Raw genomic sequence first — 20,490 nt, forward strand, 5'->3', positions numbered from 1 at the left:
CTGCATCCCTGCGCTGTTATCACAGCCCATCAAGAGTAAAGAAGAAGTACTGTCATGGACAAGGTGTTTATTCGCGGACTCGAGGTTTTGGCCACTATTGGTGTTTATGAGTGGGAGAAAGGCATTCGCCAGAAGCTCTGTTTCGACCTCGAAATGGGGTTTGACAACCGTCCCGCCGCAGCAACCGACGATATCAATCTGGCACTGGATTACGCCACCCTCTCTCGCAAGATTTGTGATCACGCCGCCAGCAAGGTGGTGGAACTGGTCGAAACCATGGCCGAGCAGGTCGCCATGCTGGTGCTGGCCGACGAGCGGGTGCAATGGGTCAAGGTCATCCTGACCAAACCGGGCGCCGTGCCCAATGCCGCCGGCGTCGGGGTCGAGATCCTGCGCCACCGTACTCCGGCCACGAGCGCCAACTGATGGCCTCCTTCTATATCCGTCTGGGTGCAAGCCCGATGACAGGGAGCGCCGCATGACCCGCATCTATATCAGTCTGGGCTCGAACATAGAGCGGGAGCACCACATCCACGCCGGACTCGATGCCCTGCAGGCCGAGTTCGGCGAGCTGGCGGTCTCCAGGGTATTCGAGAGCGAGGCGGTGGGCTTCAATGGCCGCCCCTTCTACAACCTGGTCGTGGGGGCCGACACCGATCTGCCGCTGGCAACCCTGTGCCAACGGCTGCGCGCCATGGAGTTCGCCCACGGCCGCGAGCCGGATGCCAAGAAGTTCGCACCGCGCACTCTGGATCTGGATCTGCTGCTCTATGGTGATCGGGTCTGCGAGACCCCGGTTGCCCTGCCCCGCGGCGAGATCCTCACCAATGCCTTTGTGCTCTGGCCACTGGCCGAACTGGCCCCAAGCCTGCGCCATCCGGTCGATGGCCGCACGCTGGGCGAGCTGTGGCAGGATTATGACAAGGCCTCCCAGCGACTCTGCCCTATTCCCTTTCACTGGGAAGCGTGCGAGCTGCAGCCTTACTGAATCAACAAGGGCACCCGAGGGTGCCCTTATTGCATCTTGCAAGGCGGCTTATCCGCCATAAGAAAGTGTGATTGGGCCCGGCCCGCCATGGCTGGCAGGATAAGGCTCGCCACAGGAGATCCCCATGCCGCTCGACACCATTCACGACTTCAACTGCCAGCTGCTGGCCGAGTTGCCCCATCAGCGCTACCAGCATGAACCCATTCTGGATTACGCCACCGACGAAAGAGTCAGGGCCCGCTTGGGCTGGCAGGCGGTGTTCAGCAAGACGCTGTTTCTCAAATTCAAGGATGGTCGCTTCGCCCTGCTGCTGACCCATCAGGGGGGGCGACTCGACAACAAGGCGGTCAAAGCCGCGCTCGGTGCCAAGCCCTCCATCTGCACCGCAGAAGAGATGCAGGCCGAGATCGGCTGTCTGCCGGGCGCCGTCTGCCCCTTTCTGCCCCGCGCCGATATTCCGCTGCTGGTAGACCCTCAACTGATGGACCATCACGCCTTCACCTGGACGCCGGGTCACCCGGAGCAGACCTTTCTGCTGGAGACTACCCACCTTGCCCGGGTGCTTGAGCAGCTGCCCTGTCAGGTCAGCTATCTGCCTGCACCATCAGCCTGACGGCTGACGATACCAACCCGCTTACCCCTTGTCCCTCGCCAGCTGGGCGAAGATCAGCGCCGCCAGCATGGACATGAGGCCGATGCAGAGATAAGTGAGGTGGAAGCCTCCCAGCCACTGCCCATTCGACGCCGACAACCCCGCAGAGAAGAGCCCCAACAGGCTGGCGGCGATGGCCACCCCCAGGCTCATGGAGAGCTGCATCACCACCGACAACAGACCGTTGCCACTGCTGGCATGCTCGGTGCTCAAGTCTTGCAGCGTGAGTGTGTTCATGGCGGAGAACTGCAGCGAGTTGATGGCGCCAAACACCATCAACCAGCCCAGCAGTACCCCATAGGGCAGCTGGTTGTCGATGAAGTAGAAGCTGGCGATCATGGCCCCCAGCGCCAGGGTATTGCCGATCAGGATGCGCCGATAACCGATGCGCGGAATGAGCTTGTTCACCAGCGTTTTGGTCAGCATGGCCCCAAGTACAGTGGGGATCATGGTCATACCCGCCTTGCTCGGCGAGAAACCCAGTCCCAGTTGCAGGAAGAGCGGGGTGAGGAAGGGCATGGCACCGCTGCCGAGGCGGGCGAACAGGTTACCCCAGACACCGATGGCGAAGGTGCTGGTCTTGAACAGAGCCAGACTGAACAGTGGCTCCTTGGCAGTGGCGGCATAGAGCCAGTAACTTGCCATGGCGGCCAGACCGAACAGCAGGGCAAACAGCGCCCAGCCAGTGGAGATGCTGTGCTCACCCAGCCCCTGCAAGCCCACCGACACCAGCACCATACCGGCACTGAACATCACGAACCCCTGCCAATCGAACTTGGCCGTGCCTTGCCGCAGGTCGGGCATGAAGTGCCAGCTGGCGATAAAGCCGATTATTCCCACCGGCAGATTGATGAGAAACACCCAGTGCCAGCTCGCCACCTCCACCAGCCAGCCTCCCAGTGCCGGGCCGATCAAGGGCCCCACCAGCCCGGGGATGGTGACGAACGACATCACCCGCAACAACTCGTGCTTGCTGTAGACCCTCAGCACGGCGAGGCGCCCCACTGGCATCAGCAGGGCACCACCTATGCCTTGCAGCACCCGGGCCGCCACCAGCATGGGCAGGGTGTTGGAGGCGGCGCAGGCCAACGAACCCAGAGTGAACAGCAGGATGGCGGCCAGATAGATACGGCGGGTGCCGAACCTGTCCGCCAGCCAGCCGGAGGCGGGAATGAGCAGTGCCACCGTCAGCATATAGGCGATGATCACCGACTGCATCTGCAGCGGGCTCTCGCCCAGGGTCTCGGCCATGCTGGGCAGGGCCGTGTTGAGGATGGTGCCATCCAGGGTCTGCATGAAGAAGCCGACCGCCGTCAGCAACGGCAGCCACTTGCGTTGGGCAGGGGTCACCATGTGTGTGCTATCGGGCATGAGCAACCACCTCCTCTTCAGATAAAAAAAGACCCGCACGCAAGCGGGTCATATCAGCCGGTCAGGCATCCGGTTGGCCAAGCATGGCTTTGAGCCGCTCTTCCAGACTGGGCTCGGGGGCCTTGAGCGTATCAAGGAACAGCCGCTCGATCCCCGCTTTGTCCTGACTTTTCACGATAAACACCAGCCGGGACTGGGCCTTGCCCTCAGGCCAGTCGCCCAATGCCTGCAACGGATAGAGCTGACCGTGTACGCCGTGGATCACCACAGGTTGGCTTTCACCCTCCAACTGCAAGATCCCCTTGAGCCGCAGCAGGGCATCGCCATATTGGGCCTGCACCGCATCGATGGCGGCCAGCAGGCGAGACGGCTTGAGCGGCTCACCGATGCGCAGGGAGAAGCTCTCGATGTTGCCATGCTCGAAGTGGGTCGGCGCGGCGGTGCCCACCTTAGCGGCGAATGGCTGCATCTTGGGCTGCATCGGCGAGGCCAGCCCCTGCTTGGGGGATTCGGTGCGCAGCCAGGCCAGCAGCTGACGCACGTCGCGCCCCGCCGCCTCGTTGTAGGCACCGAGCTTCTCCAGCACCGCTGGCGACAACTCGCCATTAGTCACCCGCTCGATGGGGGCCGCCGGGTTGAGGGATGCCAGCTGGGCTTCGACCCGCGCCAGCTGTTCGTCATCCACCAGATCCCCTTTGCTCACCACCAGCAGATCCGCCAGCGCCACCTGCTTGACCGCCTCATATTGAGCCGCCAACTGCTGTTCGATATGACCGGCATCCACCACTGTCACAGTGCCATCGAAGCGGTAACGCTGGGCGATAAAGCCCTCTTCGCGCAGGGTAAACAGCACGGGAGCAGGATCGGCCAGGCCGGTTGTTTCTATGATAAGTCGCTTGAACGGCTTAATTTTTCGCTGGATGGCGCGCATGAAGAGCCCCTGCAACGCCTCCACCAGGGAGCCCTGCACCGAGCAGCAGATGCAGCCCGAATCGAGCAGCACCACCTGCTCGTCCACCTGCTGCACCAGATGGTGATCCAGCCCCACCGAGCCGAACTCGTTGATCAGCACGGCGCACTCGCCAAGCTCAGGCTGCTTGACCCAGTGGTTGAGCAAGGTGGTCTTGCCGCTGCCGAGAAAGCCGGTCAGCAGGGTCACAGGGATACGGGTGTCTTGCATATCGGTCATGTCGGGTCCTTACCGGTTGGCAAACAGGTCGCTGAGCCAGCGGTTTTCGAAGCGGCCGTGAGGGTCGAGCTCGCGCTTCAAAGCCACAAAGTCGTTCCAGCGTGGCAACAGGGCCGGGAAGTCGTAGAGATCCATCGCCAGATGCTTGCCAAAATGGGGAATGCCGCCGAGCGGCACCAGCAGTTGCTGCAGCTCGCGCATCTGCTCCATGGAGCCGTTGACGAAGGTGCCGTCCGCCGCCAGATAGACCAAGAAACCCACCCAGCAGACCGACTGCCCATGGGCGGCGCTGAGCCAGGCCTCGGAGGGGCCGGTGCAGCGCAGGATAAAGGGGTAGTGCAACACGCCGGGATTGGCCTGCTGCCACGCTTGCAGGGTCTCCAGCGCCTCGTTCATGCGATGCAGCGGCACCGCCACCTCGCAGTTGATCTGGGGCGCCGGGATGCCCTTGCAGAGGATCTGGTAGACGTTGCCCACCAGATCGGAGGCATCCTTGAAACGGCGCACCGTCTCGAAGTGCTCCCCTGCCAGCGCTTCATCCTTGGTGTCTTTCGCCATCTTCTGCAGGGTGGCATCTATGGTGGCATTCATACGGGCGTCGATATCGCCCTCCAGCAGCAGCGGCTCGCTGCCAGCGGCGCGGTAGCGGGCCACCTCGTCATCGGAGGCGGGATCCACCAGCCAGATGTGGCTCTCGCCGGTCCAGGCGAACCACCAGCTCTTCACGAAGCCCTGCTCGCGGTTGAGCCGCTCGTTGTGTTCCAGCAGGAAGGGATAGTCGGTGGTGAACTTTGTGCAGCGCATGATGCGGTTAGGCACGGTACGCAGGGTGACGTCGAGCAGGATACCGAGCATCCCCATCCCCATCACGAAGGCGCCGAAGCGCGGATCGGTGCGATCGACCCGGATGATCTCGCCACTGGCCAGCATCACAGTCATCGCCTCCACCGCATCGCAGAGGGCAGACTGGTGCAGCCCCTGACCATGGGTGCCGGTGCTGAGCGCACCGCCCAGGGTCTGGATGCCAATGACGCCGGGGGATGCCGGCAGCATCCGCTCCATGGCGATGAGATCAGCGTAAATGGTATCGAGCGGCGTACCCGCCTGATAGGTGACGGTATCGGCGGTTTTCGCCAGCTGGCCGCGCAGGTGGTACAGATCCACCAGCAGCGCCTGACTGCCCTCGGCATAGACGCTGTGGATGGGTTCGAAGGAGAGGCCTGAGCCGATCAGCCGCAGCTTGCGCCCGGGGTGTTCGCGCAGCAGCGCTTGCAGCTCGTCGCTATGGGTCGGACGCCACACCTGATCCAGCGCGCCGAGGGGGTTGGTCCTGGACCAGTTGAACAGCACCTCCCGATTGTTGATCGCCTTGATGCTGTGAAATGCCTGGAACTTGACCGTCATACCGCGCCTCATCTGACTTCAAAATGAGCGGCAATTCTACCGAAAAGCGGACCACAAGGCATGAAAAACAAGCCCCTACAGTCGAGAGTGGATAAGGGGGATGACTCACCCACTTCCTCAGCGCGATTGATGGGTCAGTGCCAGCAGCATGCCAAACCCCACCAGCAAGCCGCCAAACACCCGATCGATCCAGTGGCGCACCGCCAAGAGACGGGCCCGTACCGACGCGGTGGAGAAGAAAAGCGCCACCGCACTGAACCAGGCCCCGTGGGCCAGCACGATAAAGGCGCCATAGCCAAGCTGGACGCCAAGGGCCGTGTCCGGTCGCACCACCTGCATAAACAGGCTGACGATGAAGATGGTGGTCTTGGGGTTGAGCACATTGGTCAGAAACCCGGTGCGCAGGGCCCCCAGGCTGGAGAGCGCTGGCTGGCTGGCCAGCTCATCATGGGTCACAGGCCTGGCACGCAACATCTTGATGCCGAGGAAGATGAGGTAGGCAGCCCCTGCCAGCTTGATGAGGTTGAACAACCAGAGCGACTGCTGGATCAGCAGGCCGACCCCCAGCAGGGTATAGGCCACATGGACACAGACCCCGGCCGCTATGCCGAGCGCCGTCAGCACGCCGGTGCGACGGGAGAGCAGCAGGCTGTTGCGCGACACCATGGCAAAATCGGGCCCCGGGCTGATGACGGCAAAGAAGGTAATGGCCACTACGGCTAACAGTTCGGTCATGAAAAAGAGTCCTGATGCTGAGAGATATCGGCTATTTTATTTGGCATTCACACCAATAACGAACGATAACTTCTGACATGAATGGTGATAATAACTCACAGAAAGACCTCTCCCTCCCCTCCCTGACGGCACTGCGCTGTTTCGAGGTGGCAGCCCGCACCGAAAACTTCAGCCGCGCCGCCGATGAGCTACATCTCACCCATGGCGCCATCAGCCGGGCGGTGCGCCTGCTGGAGGAGGATCTGGGGATCAGGCTGTTCGAGCGCCGCCAGCGCCGGGTCTTTCTGACCGAGGCGGGCCGCAGGCTTCATGAGGCCGTCAGGGAAGGGCTGGGCAGGATCCGGGAGACGGTGCAGGCGCTGCGCCAACAGAGCCAGCCCCAGTCGCTGGTCATCTCCTGCGAGCCCACCCTGCTGATGCGCTGGCTGATCCCGCGCTGGCCTGCCTTTCAAGCCCTGCATCCCGAGCTTGACGTGCATCTGATGGCGGGAGGTGGCGCCCTCAGCTTTGGCAACGGCATAGATCTCGCCATTCGGCGCAATGACTTTCACTGGCCTGATGACCTTTACAGCCAGCTGCTGTTTGAGGAGCAGACCGGGCCCGTCTGTCAGCCGGGCAAGGTGGCGCAGTTTTTCGAGCCACAAGGGGAACTGCCAGCGCTGCGCCCCTCTGCCCCCCGCCTGCACACCAAGACCCGTCCCGCCGCCTGGCAAAGCTGGCAGGAACAGGCCGGACAGAGTGCAAGCGACGAGGCGCCGACCCAGACCTTCGAACACTTCTACTTCAGCCTGCAGGCCGCCGTGGCAGGCCTTGGCGTCGCCATCGGCCCCTACCGGCTGGTGTGCGACGATGTCGCCGCCGGCCTGCTGGCCGCCCCGCTCGGATTCATCCCGGATGGCACCGGCTATCACCTGCTCGCTCCCACACCACCGATTCCGGGCAGCCCCCATGAAAAACTGGCGAACTGGCTGCAATCCCTCAATGCCTGAGCCCTGGCAGGCAAGATAGAACCAGAAGCAAGGGTCGGCCAAACAAAAGCCCCGGCATGAGCCGGGGCTTTTTATCAGACTGTTTGCGCCAACCGGCGCCAATCCTTATACCGCTTGCTGCAGGATCACCGCATCGGCCTTCTTGGTGTAGAAAGCGATCTCGTTGAAGTTGAGGTAGCGATAGGTGTCAGCCGCAGTGGCATCCAGGGTCTTGGCGTACTGCAGGTACTCAGCCACAGTCGGAATCTTGCCGAGGATGGCGGCCACGGCAGCCAGCTCGGCAGAGGCCAGATAGACATTGGCCCCCTTGCCCAGACGGTTCGGGAAGTTGCGGGTGGAGGTGGAGACCACGGAGGCCCCTTCCGCCACGCGCGCCTGGTTGCCCATACAGAGGGAGCAGCCCGGGATCTCGATGCGGGCCCCGACGCGACCAAAGATGCCGTAGTAGCCCTCTTCGGTCAGCTGATCTTTGTCCATCTTGGTGGGCGGCGCTATCCACATGCGGGTTGGCAGTTCGCCCTGGAACTTCTCGAGCAGCTTGCCGGCGGCGCGGAAATGGCCGATGTTGGTCATGCAGGAACCGATGAACACTTCGTCGATCTTGTCGCCAGCCACAGTGCTGAGCAGACGGGCATCGTCAGGATCGTTCGGCGCACACAGGATCGGCTCCTTGATGGTGGCCAGATCGATCTCGATGATTTCGGCGTACTCGGCATCCTTGTCCGCTTCCATCAGCACAGGATTAGCCAGCCACTCCTCCATCCCCTTGATGCGACGGGTGATGGTGCGCGGGTCGCCGTAGCCCTCGGACAACATCCATTTCAGCATGACGATGTTGGACTTGAGGTACTCGATGATCGGCGCCTGATCCAGCTTGATGGTGCAACCGGCGGCGGAGCGCTCGGCACTGGCGTCGGCCAGCTCGAACGCCTGCTCCACCTTCAGGGTCGGCAAACCTTCGATTTCGAGGATGCGGCCGGAGAAGATGTTCTTCTTGCCCGCTTTCTCGACGGTCAGCAGCCCTTTCTGGATGGCAGCGTAAGGGATGGCATGAACCAGATCACGCAAGGTGATGCCCGGTTGCAGTTCGCCCTTGAAGCGCACCAGCACGGACTCCGGCATGTCCAGCGGCATGACGCCGGTGGCGGCAGCGAAGGCCACTAGACCGGAGCCCGCCGGGAAGGAGATCCCGATGGGGAAACGGGTGTGGGAGTCACCACCGGTACCCACGGTATCGGGCAGCAACATGCGGTTCAGCCAGGAGTGGATGACGCCATCACCCGGACGCAGGGAGACACCACCACGGTTCATGATGAAGTCCGGCAGGGTGTGGTGAGTCTGCACATCGATGGGCTTGGGATAGGCCGCGGTGTGGCAGAAGGACTGCATGGTCAGATCGGCGGAAAAGCCGAGGCAGGCCAGATCTTTGAGCTCATCGCGGGTCATGGGGCCCGTGGTGTCCTGAGAGCCGACCGTGGTCATGCGAGGCTCGCAGTAAGTGCCGGGACGAATGCCCTTCACGCCGCACGCCTTGCCAACCATCTTTTGGGCCAGGGTGTAACCCTTGCCGGTATCGGCCACAGGCACAGGACGGCGGAACACGGTGGAAAACGGCAGACCCATGACTTCCCGCGCCTTGTCGGTCAGGCCGCGGCCGATGATCAGCGGAATACGGCCACCGGCACGTACCTCGTCGATCAATACCTCTGTCTTGAGTTCAAACTGGGCCAGCACCTGCTCGGTGCCGTGCTTGCAGATCTTGCCGGCAAACGGGTAGATGTCGATCACATCGCCCATCGCAAGCGCAGAGACATCCACTTCGATGGGCAGGGCGCCGGCATCTTCCATGGTGTTGAAGAAGATCGGGGCAATCTTGCCACCCAGGCAGACACCGCCGGCGCGCTTGTTCGGCACAAACGGAATGTCGTCGCCCATGAACCAGAGCACCGAGTTGGTGGCGGATTTGCGGGAAGAACCGGTGCCGACCACGTCACCCACATAGGCCAGCGGGAAGCCTTTCTCTTTCAGGGCATCGATGGTCTTGATGGGGCCAACGGTGCCGTCATTGTCCGGAGTGATGCCGGGACGGGCGTTTTTCAGCATGGCCAGGGCATGGAGCGGAATGTCGGGACGGGACCAGGCATCCGGCGCCGGAGAGAGGTCGTCGGTGTTGGTTTCGCCAGTCACCTTGAACACGGTGACCGTGATCTTCTCGGCAAGCTCTGGGCGGGAGAGGAACCACTCGGCATCGGCCCAGGATTGCATCACCTGCTTGGCGTGAGCATTGCCCGCCTTGGCCTTCTCTTCCACGTCGTGGAAGGAGTCAAACATCAGCAGGGTGTGGGAGAGGCCCTTGGCGGCAAGCGGGGCCAGGGTGCTGTGGTCCAGCAGGTCGATCAGCGGCTGAATGTTGTAACCACCCTGCATGGTGCCCAGCAGCTCAACAGCTTGCGCGGCAGTCAGGATGGGAGAGTGGGCTTCGCCCTTGGCGATGGCGGTGAGGAAACCGGCTTTGACATAGGCCGCTTCATCAACACCGGGGGGAATACGGGAGGACAACAGCTCTTTCAGAAAGTCTTGTTCGCCAGCGGGCGGGTTCTTGAGAAGCTCAACCAGGGCGGCGACCTGCTCTGCATCCAGAGGTTTGGCTACCACGCCCTCGGCGGCACGTTCTGCGACGTGTTTACGGTATGTTTCAAGCACGACTAATTCCTCTTTGGTCTTTTTTGGGGGTCGCCCACGCTCGCGGCGATCGTCCTTGCGGGACACCCTTAGGGTGCCCCCCACTATATAAGTTTTAACGACTAATTAAAATCCAAACACTGTACATATATTCACCAAAACAACATAACCATCTAAACTTGCTCATGTTTTGCCAGCATATAAAAGACACACCAGAAATAAGTTAACAAAAAAGCATCATTTGGCCGTTATTCGAATGTGGTGCCCAATTGCAGATAGAACATGTTGTTGCCCCCCTCTGCCACGCCATAGCCGAGGAAGATGGGGCCGAGGAAGCTCTCCACCCCCACATAGACGGAACCGGCGGTAATGGAGCTGTCGAAGTCGATCTCCGCCCCCTTGTTCCATACCCCGCCCTGTTCGAGGGAACTGCCCAGATAGAGCGGCATCCTGAATGCACCAAAGTCGTTATCCGCCACCCGGTAGATATAGCGAAGTCCTCCCAGCAGACTGTAGCGACCGCTCAGCTGATAGCGCTGGAAGCCGGAGAGGCGGAAAGGACCACCAAGATCCTGGACGTAGAGCGGTACTATCTCGTCACTATTGGAACCGCCCCCTTCCAGGATCAGGTTGAGGCTGTGCCGATCCCACGACCAAGGCTTGACCATGGCGAAGTTGTAGTTCAGTCCCCTGTCCCTGCCCATCTGATCAAGTTCTCCCCCAGTGAGATTGACGCGGGAGTAACCCAGCTTCATGTCCCACTTATTTCCCGAGTAGGGGAAGTAGAGGCTATCCAGGGTGTCATACTCAAAGTGAATGAAAGGGCCCCAAGTGGTGGCATCTACATTGGCATTCCCCGCCTGTTTAATCTCGATACTGCCTATTTGCCCCTCCAGTCCCGTGTAGATACGGCTCCAGGGCTGACTGTTCCAACCCACGGCCAGCTCGGAGCTGAAGAATGAGTAGCTGATGTCGGGATTAGTCGATGCATCCAACCCAATATTGAAGATGCGCCGCGGGGTTTTGTTATAAGCCAGGCTCGCCTCACCGTAGAAGGTCTGGGATGGTTCCAGCGGGGTGTAGAAGACTGTTTTAACGTGCTTTGAGGTACCAAGCGCGGCCTCTGTTAACCACTCGGCCCCCCACTTGTTGACATTGGTCAGGGTATAGGACATGCCGACGTTGTAGTTGGAATTACTCTCGAAATCGTCAGAGAAGCCAAACTGGAAGTTGAGGAAACCCGGACCCCAGCTCTTCTCGTTGGCATCCACCACCAGCACGTTCTCCCCATCCCGTTCCTCTATCTTGTAGGTGATACGGTCAAATGACTCCAGCGCATAGAGACGGCGGATCCCAGCCTCCAAGCTCTCATTGGTCTGGATCTGATCGGGACGTACGTTCAACATGGCGCGCACAGTCTCGTCCGAGAGGCGCGAGTTGTTGATGATCTCCACCTTGTCGATGAAGTAGGCGGGCTGGCCACTACGCTCGGCCCGCCGGCTCAGTTTGTGATCGCGATACTCCTTGTAACGCTCCTTGCTCAGGGCAAGCCGATCCAGTTCCGGTGCAGCCTTCATGGCAGCCATCTCACCCCGTTTGATCCCATCCGGCATACGGGCAAAATCAGCGATCCCGATGTCGTCTATGTCAGGTGTCAGCAGGATATCTCCATCCTCCAGCAGCGCCTTCTGCCTGTCGGTACCGACCCGGGTCATGAAGGTGGTGAGCTGGCCAATCATGGCAAGGCCAGAATTGAGGGATTCCTGAGTGCGCAGCCTGGCCCCAATATCCACCGCGATCACCACATCAGCCCCCATCGCCTTGGCAACATCAACCGGCATGTTATTGACGATGCCACCATCGGCCAGAATGTGCCCCTCCCACCTGACCGGCTTGAGCGCCCCCGGGATGGACATGGAGGCCTGCATCGCCTTAGCCAAGCTACCGTGATCCAGCACGAAGGGGGTGACGGTCTCCATGTCGGTCGCCATGGCACGATAGGGGATGGGCAGATCGTCGAAACTCTGCAATGACGGCAGGTTGAAGGTCGCGAGTCGTAGCAAACTAGCCATAGTCTGCCCCTGAATGAAGCCATTCGGTAGTTGGAAAGCGCCATCATTAAAACCGATGTCGGTACGCAGCTGAAACCTCTCTATCTGCTGCTTTTTACGCAACGAGAGCTCTTCGCGGCCCACTCGGTCCTGATATCCCTTACTCCAATCGATGGCGAGCATGGTTCGCTCCACCTCTTCGGCACTGAGCCCCATGGCGGACATGCCCGCCACATAGGCACCCATGCTGGTGCCCACTATGATGTCGACCGGAATGCGCTTCTCCTCCAGCACCTTGAGGATACCGATATGGGCTGCCCCCTTGGCACCACCACCACTCAGTACCAGAGCAATCTTGGGGCGATCGGACTGGGCCGCCACCATGAACGGCAGGCAAGCCAGCAAAACCAGAAACAGGTGGGTCCATCCCCGATGAAAGATGCGCATATGATTTTCCATTGAATCCAGTTCGAGCCAAGTGAGCAATGAAGCCTACTATAAAGTGCGAAAAAGGAACCGCAACCGCTACGACAGCGATATAGCGCACTCACCGAGCAGCCAATGGGTCTGAACAATCCGGTGCCGCTGTGTGAGCCCACCGCCACCGAGGGGCAGTCCTGCGTGGTGATCGAGCTCAACCGCAACGTGGATGACATCAAGACGATCGACATAGCCCACTGGCTTGTCGAGCCGCAGCCTGCTGCCGCTCTGCGGCCAGTTCGGCAAGCTGGTCGGTCATTACCGTCTGTAACCCTTTCCAGCCCCTTATCCCCCACAGCCGCGCTCCCTGTCATATCAGCGGCAAGCCGTGACGCATACTCGCAAACTCGCCTCCGCCCCAGCCTGGAAATGCCCCATAATCAGGGAAATAACAGGAGGCATTATGGGCAAGCTGGTTGTGACTATGTTGCTGGGGAGTCTGCTCTGCGCCTGCAGCAGCGGACCTGTACGCGTGCACGGGGCCGATGTCAGCGTAGACGATACCCGGATCCGGGTCAGTGATGGCGATCGTGGAGGGTATGGTACCTTCTGTCCGCCGGGACAAGCCAAGAAAGGGCGCTGCTAGCGCCCTTTTTTACAATCGTACATCTGCTTGTCCGCCTGTTGCAGCAGCAGATCCAGCGCCGGTGGCGAAAGCGCATCATAGTGCCCCACCCCGGTCGCGCAGGTCAGCCGATAGGGTTTTCCGCTCTCCCGGTTGAACCCGGCCAAGGCCTCATCGAGCCGTGCCAGCACCCGTGGCACCTCTGCCGGTCCCGTGCCCGGCAGCAATACCGCAAACTCATCCCCACCCAGTCGGGCAAAGATGTCCGCATCCCGAAAGACGCCACACATCAGACACGCCATCTGTTGCAGGGCATCGTCACCGACGTCATGCCCCAGCCGGTCGTTGATCTCCTTGAACCGGTTGAGATCGAGAAACAACAGGGTTGCCGCTCGCCCCTGACGATGAGCGAGCTGCAGACACTTGTGTGCCAGCAGCATGAAACCGCGCCGGTTGGTGATGCCGGTCAGCTCATCCATGGTGGCCATCTGGATCGCAGCCAGTTCGCGCTCCACCATGCCGGCCAGATCCGTCAGCAAGTCCCGCTGCCGTTCATCCAGCAGGCGTGGCTTGCGATCTATGATGCACAGGGTCCCCAGCTTGTACCCCTCCGCAATCTGCAGCGGGCTGCCCGCATAGAAACGTATATGGGGATCCCCGGATACCAGCGGGTTGTCGGCGAAGCGCAGATCCCGAGTCGCATCTTCCACCACGAAGAGACCATCGCCAAGAATGGCATGACCGCAGAAGGAGATGTCCCGCGGCGTCTCCAGCACGGGCAAACCACAGCAGGATTTGAACCACTGCCGATCCTTATCCACCAACGACACCAGCGAAATGGGCACATCGAACATGTTGCGGGCCATGCGGGTGATCCGGTCGAATCTTTCTTCGGCAGAGGTATCCAGAATGGTGATGCGGCGCAGCGCATCGAGGCGCAGGTGCTCGTTGTCAGGGGTGGCCGGTGTTTGCATGGCTGACTCCAGCAAGTGACATAGAAGTCATTAGCATAGCAACCAGCTCCGAACAAATCTTAGCTATATACAAAAAGCCGCTCGAGTGAGCGGCTTTTTCCATGCTGGCTGCGAGAAGAGGATTATTTCTTCTTCTTGGCCTTGGCGTTCGGCAGGTCGGTGATCGAACCTTCGAACACTTCTGCAGCCAGACCCACGGACTCGTGCAGAGTCGGGTGAGCATGGATGGTCAGCGCGATATCTTCGGCGTCGGCACCCATTTCGATGGCCAGACCGATTTCACCCAGCAGTTCACCGCCGTTGGTACCGACGATGGCACCACCGATGACGCGGCCGCTCGCCTTGTCGAAGATCAGCTTGGTCAAACCGTCGGAGCAATCAGACGCAATAGCGCGACCGGAAGCAGCCCACGGGAAGGTGGCCACTTCGAAATTCAGCCCTTGTTGCTTGGCTTCCTTCTCGGTCACACCAACCCAGGCCATCTCTGGCTCGGTGTAGGCGATGGACGGGATCACTTTGGGGTCGAAGTAGTGCTTCTTGCCAGCGATCACTTCGGCGGCAACGTGGCCTTCGTGAACACCCTTGTGGGCCAGCATCGGCTGACCAACGATGTCACCGATGGCGTGGATGTGAGCCACGTTGGTACGCAGCTGCTTGTCCACCTCGATGAAACCGCGCTCGGTCACGGCAACGCCGGCCTTCTCGGCATCCATCAGCTTGCCGTTCGGCACACGGCCTACGGCAACCAGCACGTTGTCGTAACGTACCGGCTCGGCCGGGGCGTGCTTGCCTTCGTAGGAGACATACAGACCGTCTGCACGGGCTTCAACTGCGGTGACTTTGGTCTCCAGCATGATGTTGAATTTCTTGGCCACGCGCTTGGTGTAGATCTTGACGATGTCTTTGTCGGCAGCCGGTACCAGCTGGTCGGCAAATTCCACCACATCGATCTCGGAACCCAGAGAGGAGTACACGGTACCCATCTCCAGACCTATGATGCCACCACCGATAACCAGCAGCTTGCCCGGTACGGAAGTCAGTTCCAGCGCATCGGTTGAATCCCATACGCGCGGATCATCATGGGGGATGAAAGGCAGTTTTACCGGACGGGAGCCAGCTGCAATGATGGCGTTGTCGAAGGTCACGGTCGTCTTGCCGTCGGCACCTTCCACTTCCAGAGTATTCGGGCCGGTAAATTTACCGAAGCCGTTAACAACCTGCACCTTACGCATCTTGGCCATGCCAGCCAGACCGCCGGTCAGCTGGTTGATGACCTTCTCTTTCCACAGGCGGACCTTGTCGATGTCGGTCTGCGGGGCACCGAAGATGATGCCGTGTTCGGACAGCGCCTTGGCTTCTTCAATGACTTTGGCGACGTGCAGCAGTGCCTTGGACGGGATACAACCCACGTTCAGGCAGACGCCACCCAGGGTGGAGTAACGCTCGACGATAATGGTATCCAGACCCAGATCGGCAGCACGGAAAGCAGCGGAATAACCGGCAGGGCCAGCACCCAGTACTACGACCTGAGTTTTGATTTCTTTACTCATCATGACCTCTTTGTCGTTCTTATATATCCCCGGACGGCGCAGTCTTATGCCGACTCAATGCCAAACAAGGCGGCTGCAACCGTGAAAAAACGGGGCAAGTTTACAATCCTGTTAATGAAATGAGAAGTAAAAAGGGCAGGCTCTGGGCCCGCCCTCTCACTTACAGGACCAGTCGACGAATGTCGGACAGCACACCACTCATGGTGGTGATGAAGCGGGCTCCATCAGCACCATCGATGACACGGTGATCATAGCTCAGGGCCAGCGGCAGCATCAGGCGCGGTACGAACTCCTTGCCATTCCACTTCGGCTTCATCTCGGACTTGGATACGCCCAGGATGGCCACTTCCGGCGCGTTGACGATCGGGGTAAAGCTGGTACCACCGATGCCACCCAGGCTGGAGATGGTGAAGCAGCCGCCCTGCATGTCGGCAGCGGTCAGCTTGCCGGCACGGGCCTTCTTGGAGATCTCGGCCAGATCGCGAGACAGCTCGTAGATGCCCTTCTTGTTGACGTCACGCACCACAGGCACCACCAGGCCCCCCGGGGTGTCTACCGCCACACCGATGTGGATGTACTTCTTCATGATCAGCTTGCTGCCGTCTTCGGACAGGGCGCTGCAGAAGCGCGGATGGGCTTCCAGGGCCTTGGCGGCGGCTTTCAGGATGAACACCAGCGGGGTGATCTTCACGTCCAGCTTCTGCTTCTCGGCCAGCAGGTTCTGCTCTTTGCGGAACGCTTCCAGATCTGTGGTATCGGCTTCGTCGAACTGGGTAACGTGCGGGATCATGGCCCAGTTGCGATGCAGGGCAGGACCGGAGATCTTCTGGATCCGGGTCAGTTCCAGCTCTTCGACCGGGCCGAACTTGCTGAAGTCAACCTTGGGCCACGGCAGGACACTCATGCCGTTGCCAGTGCCGGTACCGGCTGCCGGGGCGGACTCGGCGCGCTTGACCGCATCCTTCACATAGGCCTGCACGTCTTCTTTGACGATGCGACCCTTGCGACCGGAGGCTTTCACCTTGGCCAGGTTGATACCAAACTCACGGGCCAGGCGACGTACGGCCGGGGCGGCATGTACGTAGGCGTCGTTGGCAACGAAGTCGGAAGCGGCAGCAGCCTGGGCAACCGGAGCCGGAGCAGCGGCAACAGGGGCGGCAGCCTGAGCAACCGGGGCAGCTGCGGCGGCCGGAGCTGCACCAGCTACTTCGAATACCATGATCAGGGAACCGGTGGAGACCTTGTCACCCGCCTTCACCTTGATCTCTTTGACGATGCCGGCGAACGGTGCAGGCACTTCCATGGAGGCCTTGTCGCCTTCCACCGCGATCAGGGACTGGTCGGCGTCGACCTTGTCACCCACGGCGACCATGATCTCGGTCACTTCGACTTCGTCACCGCCAATGTCAGGTACATTGACCTCTTTGGCAGCGGCGGCCACCGGGGCAGCAGCCACGGGAGCGGCAGCCTGAACCGGCGCGGCAACGGCAGCAGGAGCGGCGCCAGCCACTTCAAATACCATCACCAGGGAACCGGTAGAGACCTTGGCGCCAGCGGCAACCTTGATCTCGACCACGCGGCCCGCGAACGGCGCAGGGACTTCCATAGAAGCCTTGTCACCTTCCACCGCGATGATGGACTGGTCGGCTTCAACCATGTCGCCCACGGCAACCATGATCTCGGTCACTTCGACTTCATCATCACCTATGTCGGGGACGTGCACGTCTTTGGCTGCAGCAGCAACAGGGGCAGCCGGTGCAGCAGCAACCGGAGCGGCGGCTTGAGCAGGCGCCGGCGCAGCTGCGCCTTCCGCTTCGAAGATCATGATCTGGGAACCGGTGGCAACCTTGTCGCCCACCTTGATCAGGATCTCTTTGACGATACCGGCAGCCGGAGCCGGGACTTCCATGGAGGCTTTATCACCTTCTACGGCGATCAGGGACTGGTCGAGCTCGACCTTGTCACCCACGGCCACCATGATCTCGGTGACTTCAACTTCATCGGCGCCGATATCCGGAACCATAATCTGTTTGGACATAGTGCTTTATCCTCTTGCGTGTATCCGCGTGACTGACTGACCGCCCTCACGCGTATCTCGCGTTAACCTTTGCAAGGCCATGCCGGGCAGCTTGTCCCGACACGGCACTTGATCCTCTTACGCGTACAGCGGGTTGACCTTGTCGGCATCGATGCCGTACTTGGCGATGGCGTCGGCCACAACCTGCTTGTCGATTTCGCCGCGCTTGGCCAGTTCGGTCAGGGCAGCAACCACCACGTAGAATTCGTTCACTTCGAAGTGACGACGCAGGTTGGCACGGCTGTCGGAACGGCCATAACCGTCGGTACCCAGTACACGATAATGCTCGGTCGGTACGAAGGCACGGACCTGATCGGCGAAGGACTTCATGTAGTCGGTCGCGGCGATGGTGGCGTCGGAGCCCAGTACGGTAGCGATGTACGGTACGCGAGCCTCGGCGGTCGGGTGCAGCATGTTCCAGCGATCCACGTCCTGACCGTCACGGGCCAGTTCGTTGAAGGAGGTGACGCTGAACACGTCGGAACCCACGCCGTATTCGCTGGCCAGGATCTGGGCAGCGGTGCGCACATGACCCAGGATGGAACCACAACCCAGCAGCTGTACCTTGCCCTTGGTGCCGGCAACGGTTTCCAGCTTGTAGATACCCTTGCGGATACCCTCTTCAGCGCCTTCCGGCATGGCCGGCATCGCATAGTTCTCGTTCAGGGTGGTGATGTAGTAGAACACGTTCTCCGGGTTCTCACCGTACATACGGCGCAGGCCGTCCTGTACGATAACCGCCACTTCATAGGCGTAGGACGGGTCATAGGAGATGCAGTTCGGGATGGTGTTCGCCAGGATGTGGCTGTGACCATCTTCGTGCTGCAGACCTTCGCCGTTGAGGGTGGTACGACCCGAGGTCGCGCCCAGCAGGAAGCCACGGGCTTGCTGGTCACCGGCTGCCCACGCCATGTCGCCGACTCGCTGGAAGCCGAACATGGAGTAGTAGATGTAGAACGGGATCATCGGGCAGTCGTTGGTGCTGTAAGAGGTCGCAGCAGCCAGCCAGGAGGACATGGCGCCCAGCTCGTTGATACCGTCTTGCAGAACCTGACCCTGCTTGTCTTCCTTGTAGTAGGAGACGATGTCGCGGTCTTGCGGGGTGTACTGCTGACCGTGCGGGCTGTAGATACCGATCTGGCGGAACAGACCTTCCATACCGAAGGTACGGGCTTCGTCAGCCAGGATAGGGACGATGCGCTTGCCGATGGACTTGTCTTTCAGCAGCACATTCAGGGAACGCACGAACGCCATGGTGGTGGAGATCTCGCGAGCCTGCTCGCCCAGCAGGGGACCAAAGGTCTCCAGCGCCGGGATGTCCAGCTGAGTGGTGGTCTCACGCAGACGGGTCGGTACATAGCCTTTGAGCGCTGCGCGACGAGCGTGCAGGTACTTGTGCTCTTCGGTACCCTCTTCGATCTTCAGGTACGGCAGCGCTTCGAGCTGCTCGTCGGTGACCGGCAGGTTGAAACGATCGCGCAGGTGACGGACAGAGCCCAGATCCATCTTCTTGACCTGGTGAGCAATGTTTTTGCCTTCGGCCGCTTCGCCCATGCCATAACCCTTGATGGTCTTGGCCAGGATGACAGTCGGCTTGCCCTTGGTCGCTGCGGCTTTGGAGAAAGCGGCAAACAATTTACGGGGGTCGTGACCACCGCGGTTCAGGGCGAAGATCTCCTCGTCGGTCATGTCTTTGACCAGCGCGGCGGTTTCCGGGTAACGGTTGAAGAAGTGCTCACGCACGTAGCCGCCATCACGGGACTTCATGGTCTGATAGTCGCCATCCACGGTTTCGTTCATCAGCTGGATCAGCTTGCCGGAGGTGTCTTTCTTCAGCAGCTCATCCCACTTGCGACCCCAGATAACCTTGGTGACATCCCAGCCGGCGCCTGCGAACAGCCCTTCCAGCTCGTTGATGACCTTGCCGTTACCGACAACAGGACCGTCAAGACGCTGCAGGTTGCAGTTGACCACGAACACCAGGTTGTCGAGCTTTTCACGCACGGCAACAGTCAGGGCGCCCTTGGCTTCCGGCTCGTCCATCTCGCCGTCACCCAGGAAGGCGTAAACGGTCTGCTCGGAGCAATCCTTGATGCCACGGTCGGTCAGGTACTTCAGGAAGCGAGCCTGATAGATGGCGGCGATGGGGCCCAGACCCATAGAGACGGTCGGGAACTGCCAGAAGTCCGGCATCAGCTTCGGGTGCGGATAGGAAGGGATACCCTTGCCGTCCACTTCCTGACGGAAGTTGTCCAGCTGATCTGCGGTCAGACGACCTTCAGCGAACGCACGAGCGTAGATGCCCGGGGAGATGTGACCCTGGAAGTAAACCAGATCACCACCGTCCTTCTCGCTGCGAGCGCGGAAGAAATGGTTGTAGCAGACTTCGTAGATGGTCGCGGAGGAAGCGAAGGAAGACATGTGACCGCCGAGGTCCAGGTCTTTCTTGGAGGCGCGCAGCACTATCATCATGGCATTCCAGCGGATGATGGCGCGGATGCGACGTTCCATCTCCAGATCGCCCGGGTAAGCCGGTTCGTCACTGGACGGGATGGTGTTGATGTAGTCGCGATTCGCCTTGGCAGCTACATCCACACCGCTTACGCGGGCTTTCTCGGCAAGCTGTTCAAGAATGAACTGAGCGCGTTGCGGACCCTCTTCACGCAGCAGGGATTCCAGAGAGGCAAGCCACTCCAGCGTTTCTATCGGGTCCACATCGTTCTTCAGGATATCAGACATGGCTGGTTCCTATTGTTATTGCACGGCGGTTAAGATGCGCAAGA

The 20,490-nt window shown here is 60.4% G+C and carries 15 protein-coding genes; 5 read left to right on the forward strand and 10 right to left on the reverse strand.

The genetic code is table 11. The annotated features are described in order from the left end of the window. The first annotated feature begins 54 nt into the window (after positions 1-54). From folB to GWQ22_RS00995, 3 genes are all read left to right on the forward strand, one after another. Positions 55-426, forward strand: a complete 372-nt coding sequence (folB, locus tag GWQ22_RS00985) for a dihydroneopterin aldolase (RefSeq protein WP_275929221.1) — start codon at positions 55-57, stop codon at positions 424-426. Between the two features lie 52 nt (positions 427-478). Then, a complete protein-coding gene (gene folK, locus GWQ22_RS00990) occupies positions 479-988 on the forward strand; it encodes a 2-amino-4-hydroxy-6-hydroxymethyldihydropteridine diphosphokinase (RefSeq protein WP_275929222.1) in 510 nt (169 codons plus the stop codon). A 124-nt stretch (positions 989-1,112) separates the two neighbouring features. After that, positions 1,113-1,601: a YbaK/EbsC family protein gene (locus GWQ22_RS00995; protein ID WP_275929223.1), complete on the forward strand. Its 489-nt coding sequence runs from the start codon at positions 1,113-1,115 to the stop codon at positions 1,599-1,601. A 21-nt stretch (positions 1,602-1,622) separates the two neighbouring features. On the opposite strand, the gene mdtD is transcribed toward GWQ22_RS00995, so the two are convergent. From mdtD to GWQ22_RS01015, 4 genes are all read right to left on the reverse strand, one after another. Beyond that, positions 1,623-3,011: a multidrug transporter subunit MdtD gene (gene mdtD / locus GWQ22_RS01000; protein ID WP_275929224.1), complete on the reverse strand. Its 1,389-nt coding sequence runs from the start codon at positions 3,009-3,011 to the stop codon at positions 1,623-1,625. Positions 3,012-3,072: 61 nt separating this feature from the next. Next, a complete protein-coding gene (locus GWQ22_RS01005) occupies positions 3,073-4,200 on the reverse strand; it encodes a GTP-binding protein (protein ID WP_275929225.1) in 1,128 nt (375 codons plus the stop codon). Between the two features lie 9 nt (positions 4,201-4,209). Beyond that, entirely contained in the window at positions 4,210-5,604 is a 1,395-nt protein-coding gene (locus GWQ22_RS01010; RefSeq protein WP_275929226.1) for a D-arabinono-1,4-lactone oxidase, read from the reverse strand. A gap of 117 nt (positions 5,605-5,721) precedes the next feature. Beyond that, complete coding sequence (locus GWQ22_RS01015) at positions 5,722-6,339, reverse strand: LysE family transporter (RefSeq protein WP_275929227.1); 618 nt, start codon at positions 6,337-6,339, stop codon at positions 5,722-5,724. A gap of 77 nt (positions 6,340-6,416) precedes the next feature. Between GWQ22_RS01015 and GWQ22_RS01020 the strand changes: the two genes are divergently transcribed. Beyond that, positions 6,417-7,328, forward strand: a complete 912-nt coding sequence (locus GWQ22_RS01020) for a LysR family transcriptional regulator (protein ID WP_275929228.1) — start codon at positions 6,417-6,419, stop codon at positions 7,326-7,328. 105 nt (positions 7,329-7,433) lie between these two features. Here the strand turns inward: GWQ22_RS01020 and acnB are convergent, their stop codons facing one another. Beyond that, complete coding sequence (acnB, locus tag GWQ22_RS01025; protein ID WP_275929229.1) at positions 7,434-10,031, reverse strand: bifunctional aconitate hydratase 2/2-methylisocitrate dehydratase; 2,598 nt, start codon at positions 10,029-10,031, stop codon at positions 7,434-7,436. 227 nt (positions 10,032-10,258) lie between these two features. Continuing rightward, a complete protein-coding gene (locus GWQ22_RS01030) occupies positions 10,259-12,508 on the reverse strand; it encodes a patatin-like phospholipase family protein (RefSeq protein ID WP_275929230.1) in 2,250 nt (749 codons plus the stop codon). 436 nt (positions 12,509-12,944) lie between these two features. Here GWQ22_RS01030 and GWQ22_RS01035 point away from each other — a divergent pair, with 436 nt between their 5' ends. Next, entirely contained in the window at positions 12,945-13,127 is a 183-nt protein-coding gene (locus GWQ22_RS01035) for a hypothetical protein (protein WP_043137314.1), read from the forward strand. Here GWQ22_RS01035 and GWQ22_RS01040 read toward each other — a convergent pair. The 4 genes from GWQ22_RS01040 to aceE all read right to left on the reverse strand — a co-directional run bounded on the left by GWQ22_RS01040 (position 13,124) and on the right by aceE (position 20,446). Next, positions 13,124-14,080: a sensor domain-containing diguanylate cyclase gene (locus GWQ22_RS01040; protein ID WP_212513307.1), complete on the reverse strand. Its 957-nt coding sequence runs from the start codon at positions 14,078-14,080 to the stop codon at positions 13,124-13,126. The genes GWQ22_RS01035 and GWQ22_RS01040 overlap by 4 nt on opposite strands. A 122-nt stretch (positions 14,081-14,202) precedes the next feature. After that, positions 14,203-15,630, reverse strand: a complete 1,428-nt coding sequence (lpdA, locus tag GWQ22_RS01045; protein WP_275929231.1) for a dihydrolipoyl dehydrogenase — start codon at positions 15,628-15,630, stop codon at positions 14,203-14,205. Between the two features lie 160 nt (positions 15,631-15,790). Beyond that, positions 15,791-17,668 carry a pyruvate dehydrogenase complex dihydrolipoyllysine-residue acetyltransferase gene (gene aceF / locus GWQ22_RS01050; protein ID WP_275929232.1) on the reverse strand — a complete coding sequence of 626 codons (1,878 nt, stop codon included), beginning with the start codon at positions 17,666-17,668 and terminating at the stop codon, positions 15,791-15,793. A gap of 117 nt (positions 17,669-17,785) precedes the next feature. Then, the gene (gene aceE, locus GWQ22_RS01055; RefSeq protein WP_275929233.1) at positions 17,786-20,446 is read right to left on the reverse strand and encodes a pyruvate dehydrogenase (acetyl-transferring), homodimeric type; all 2,661 of its coding nucleotides are present in this window, start codon (positions 20,444-20,446) and stop codon (positions 17,786-17,788) included. Positions 20,447-20,490: the final 44 nt, after the last annotated feature.

Source organism: Aeromonas sp. 1HA1 (assembly GCF_029237385.1).
GTDB classification, from domain to species: Bacteria; Pseudomonadota; Gammaproteobacteria; order Enterobacterales; family Aeromonadaceae; genus Aeromonas; species Aeromonas popoffii.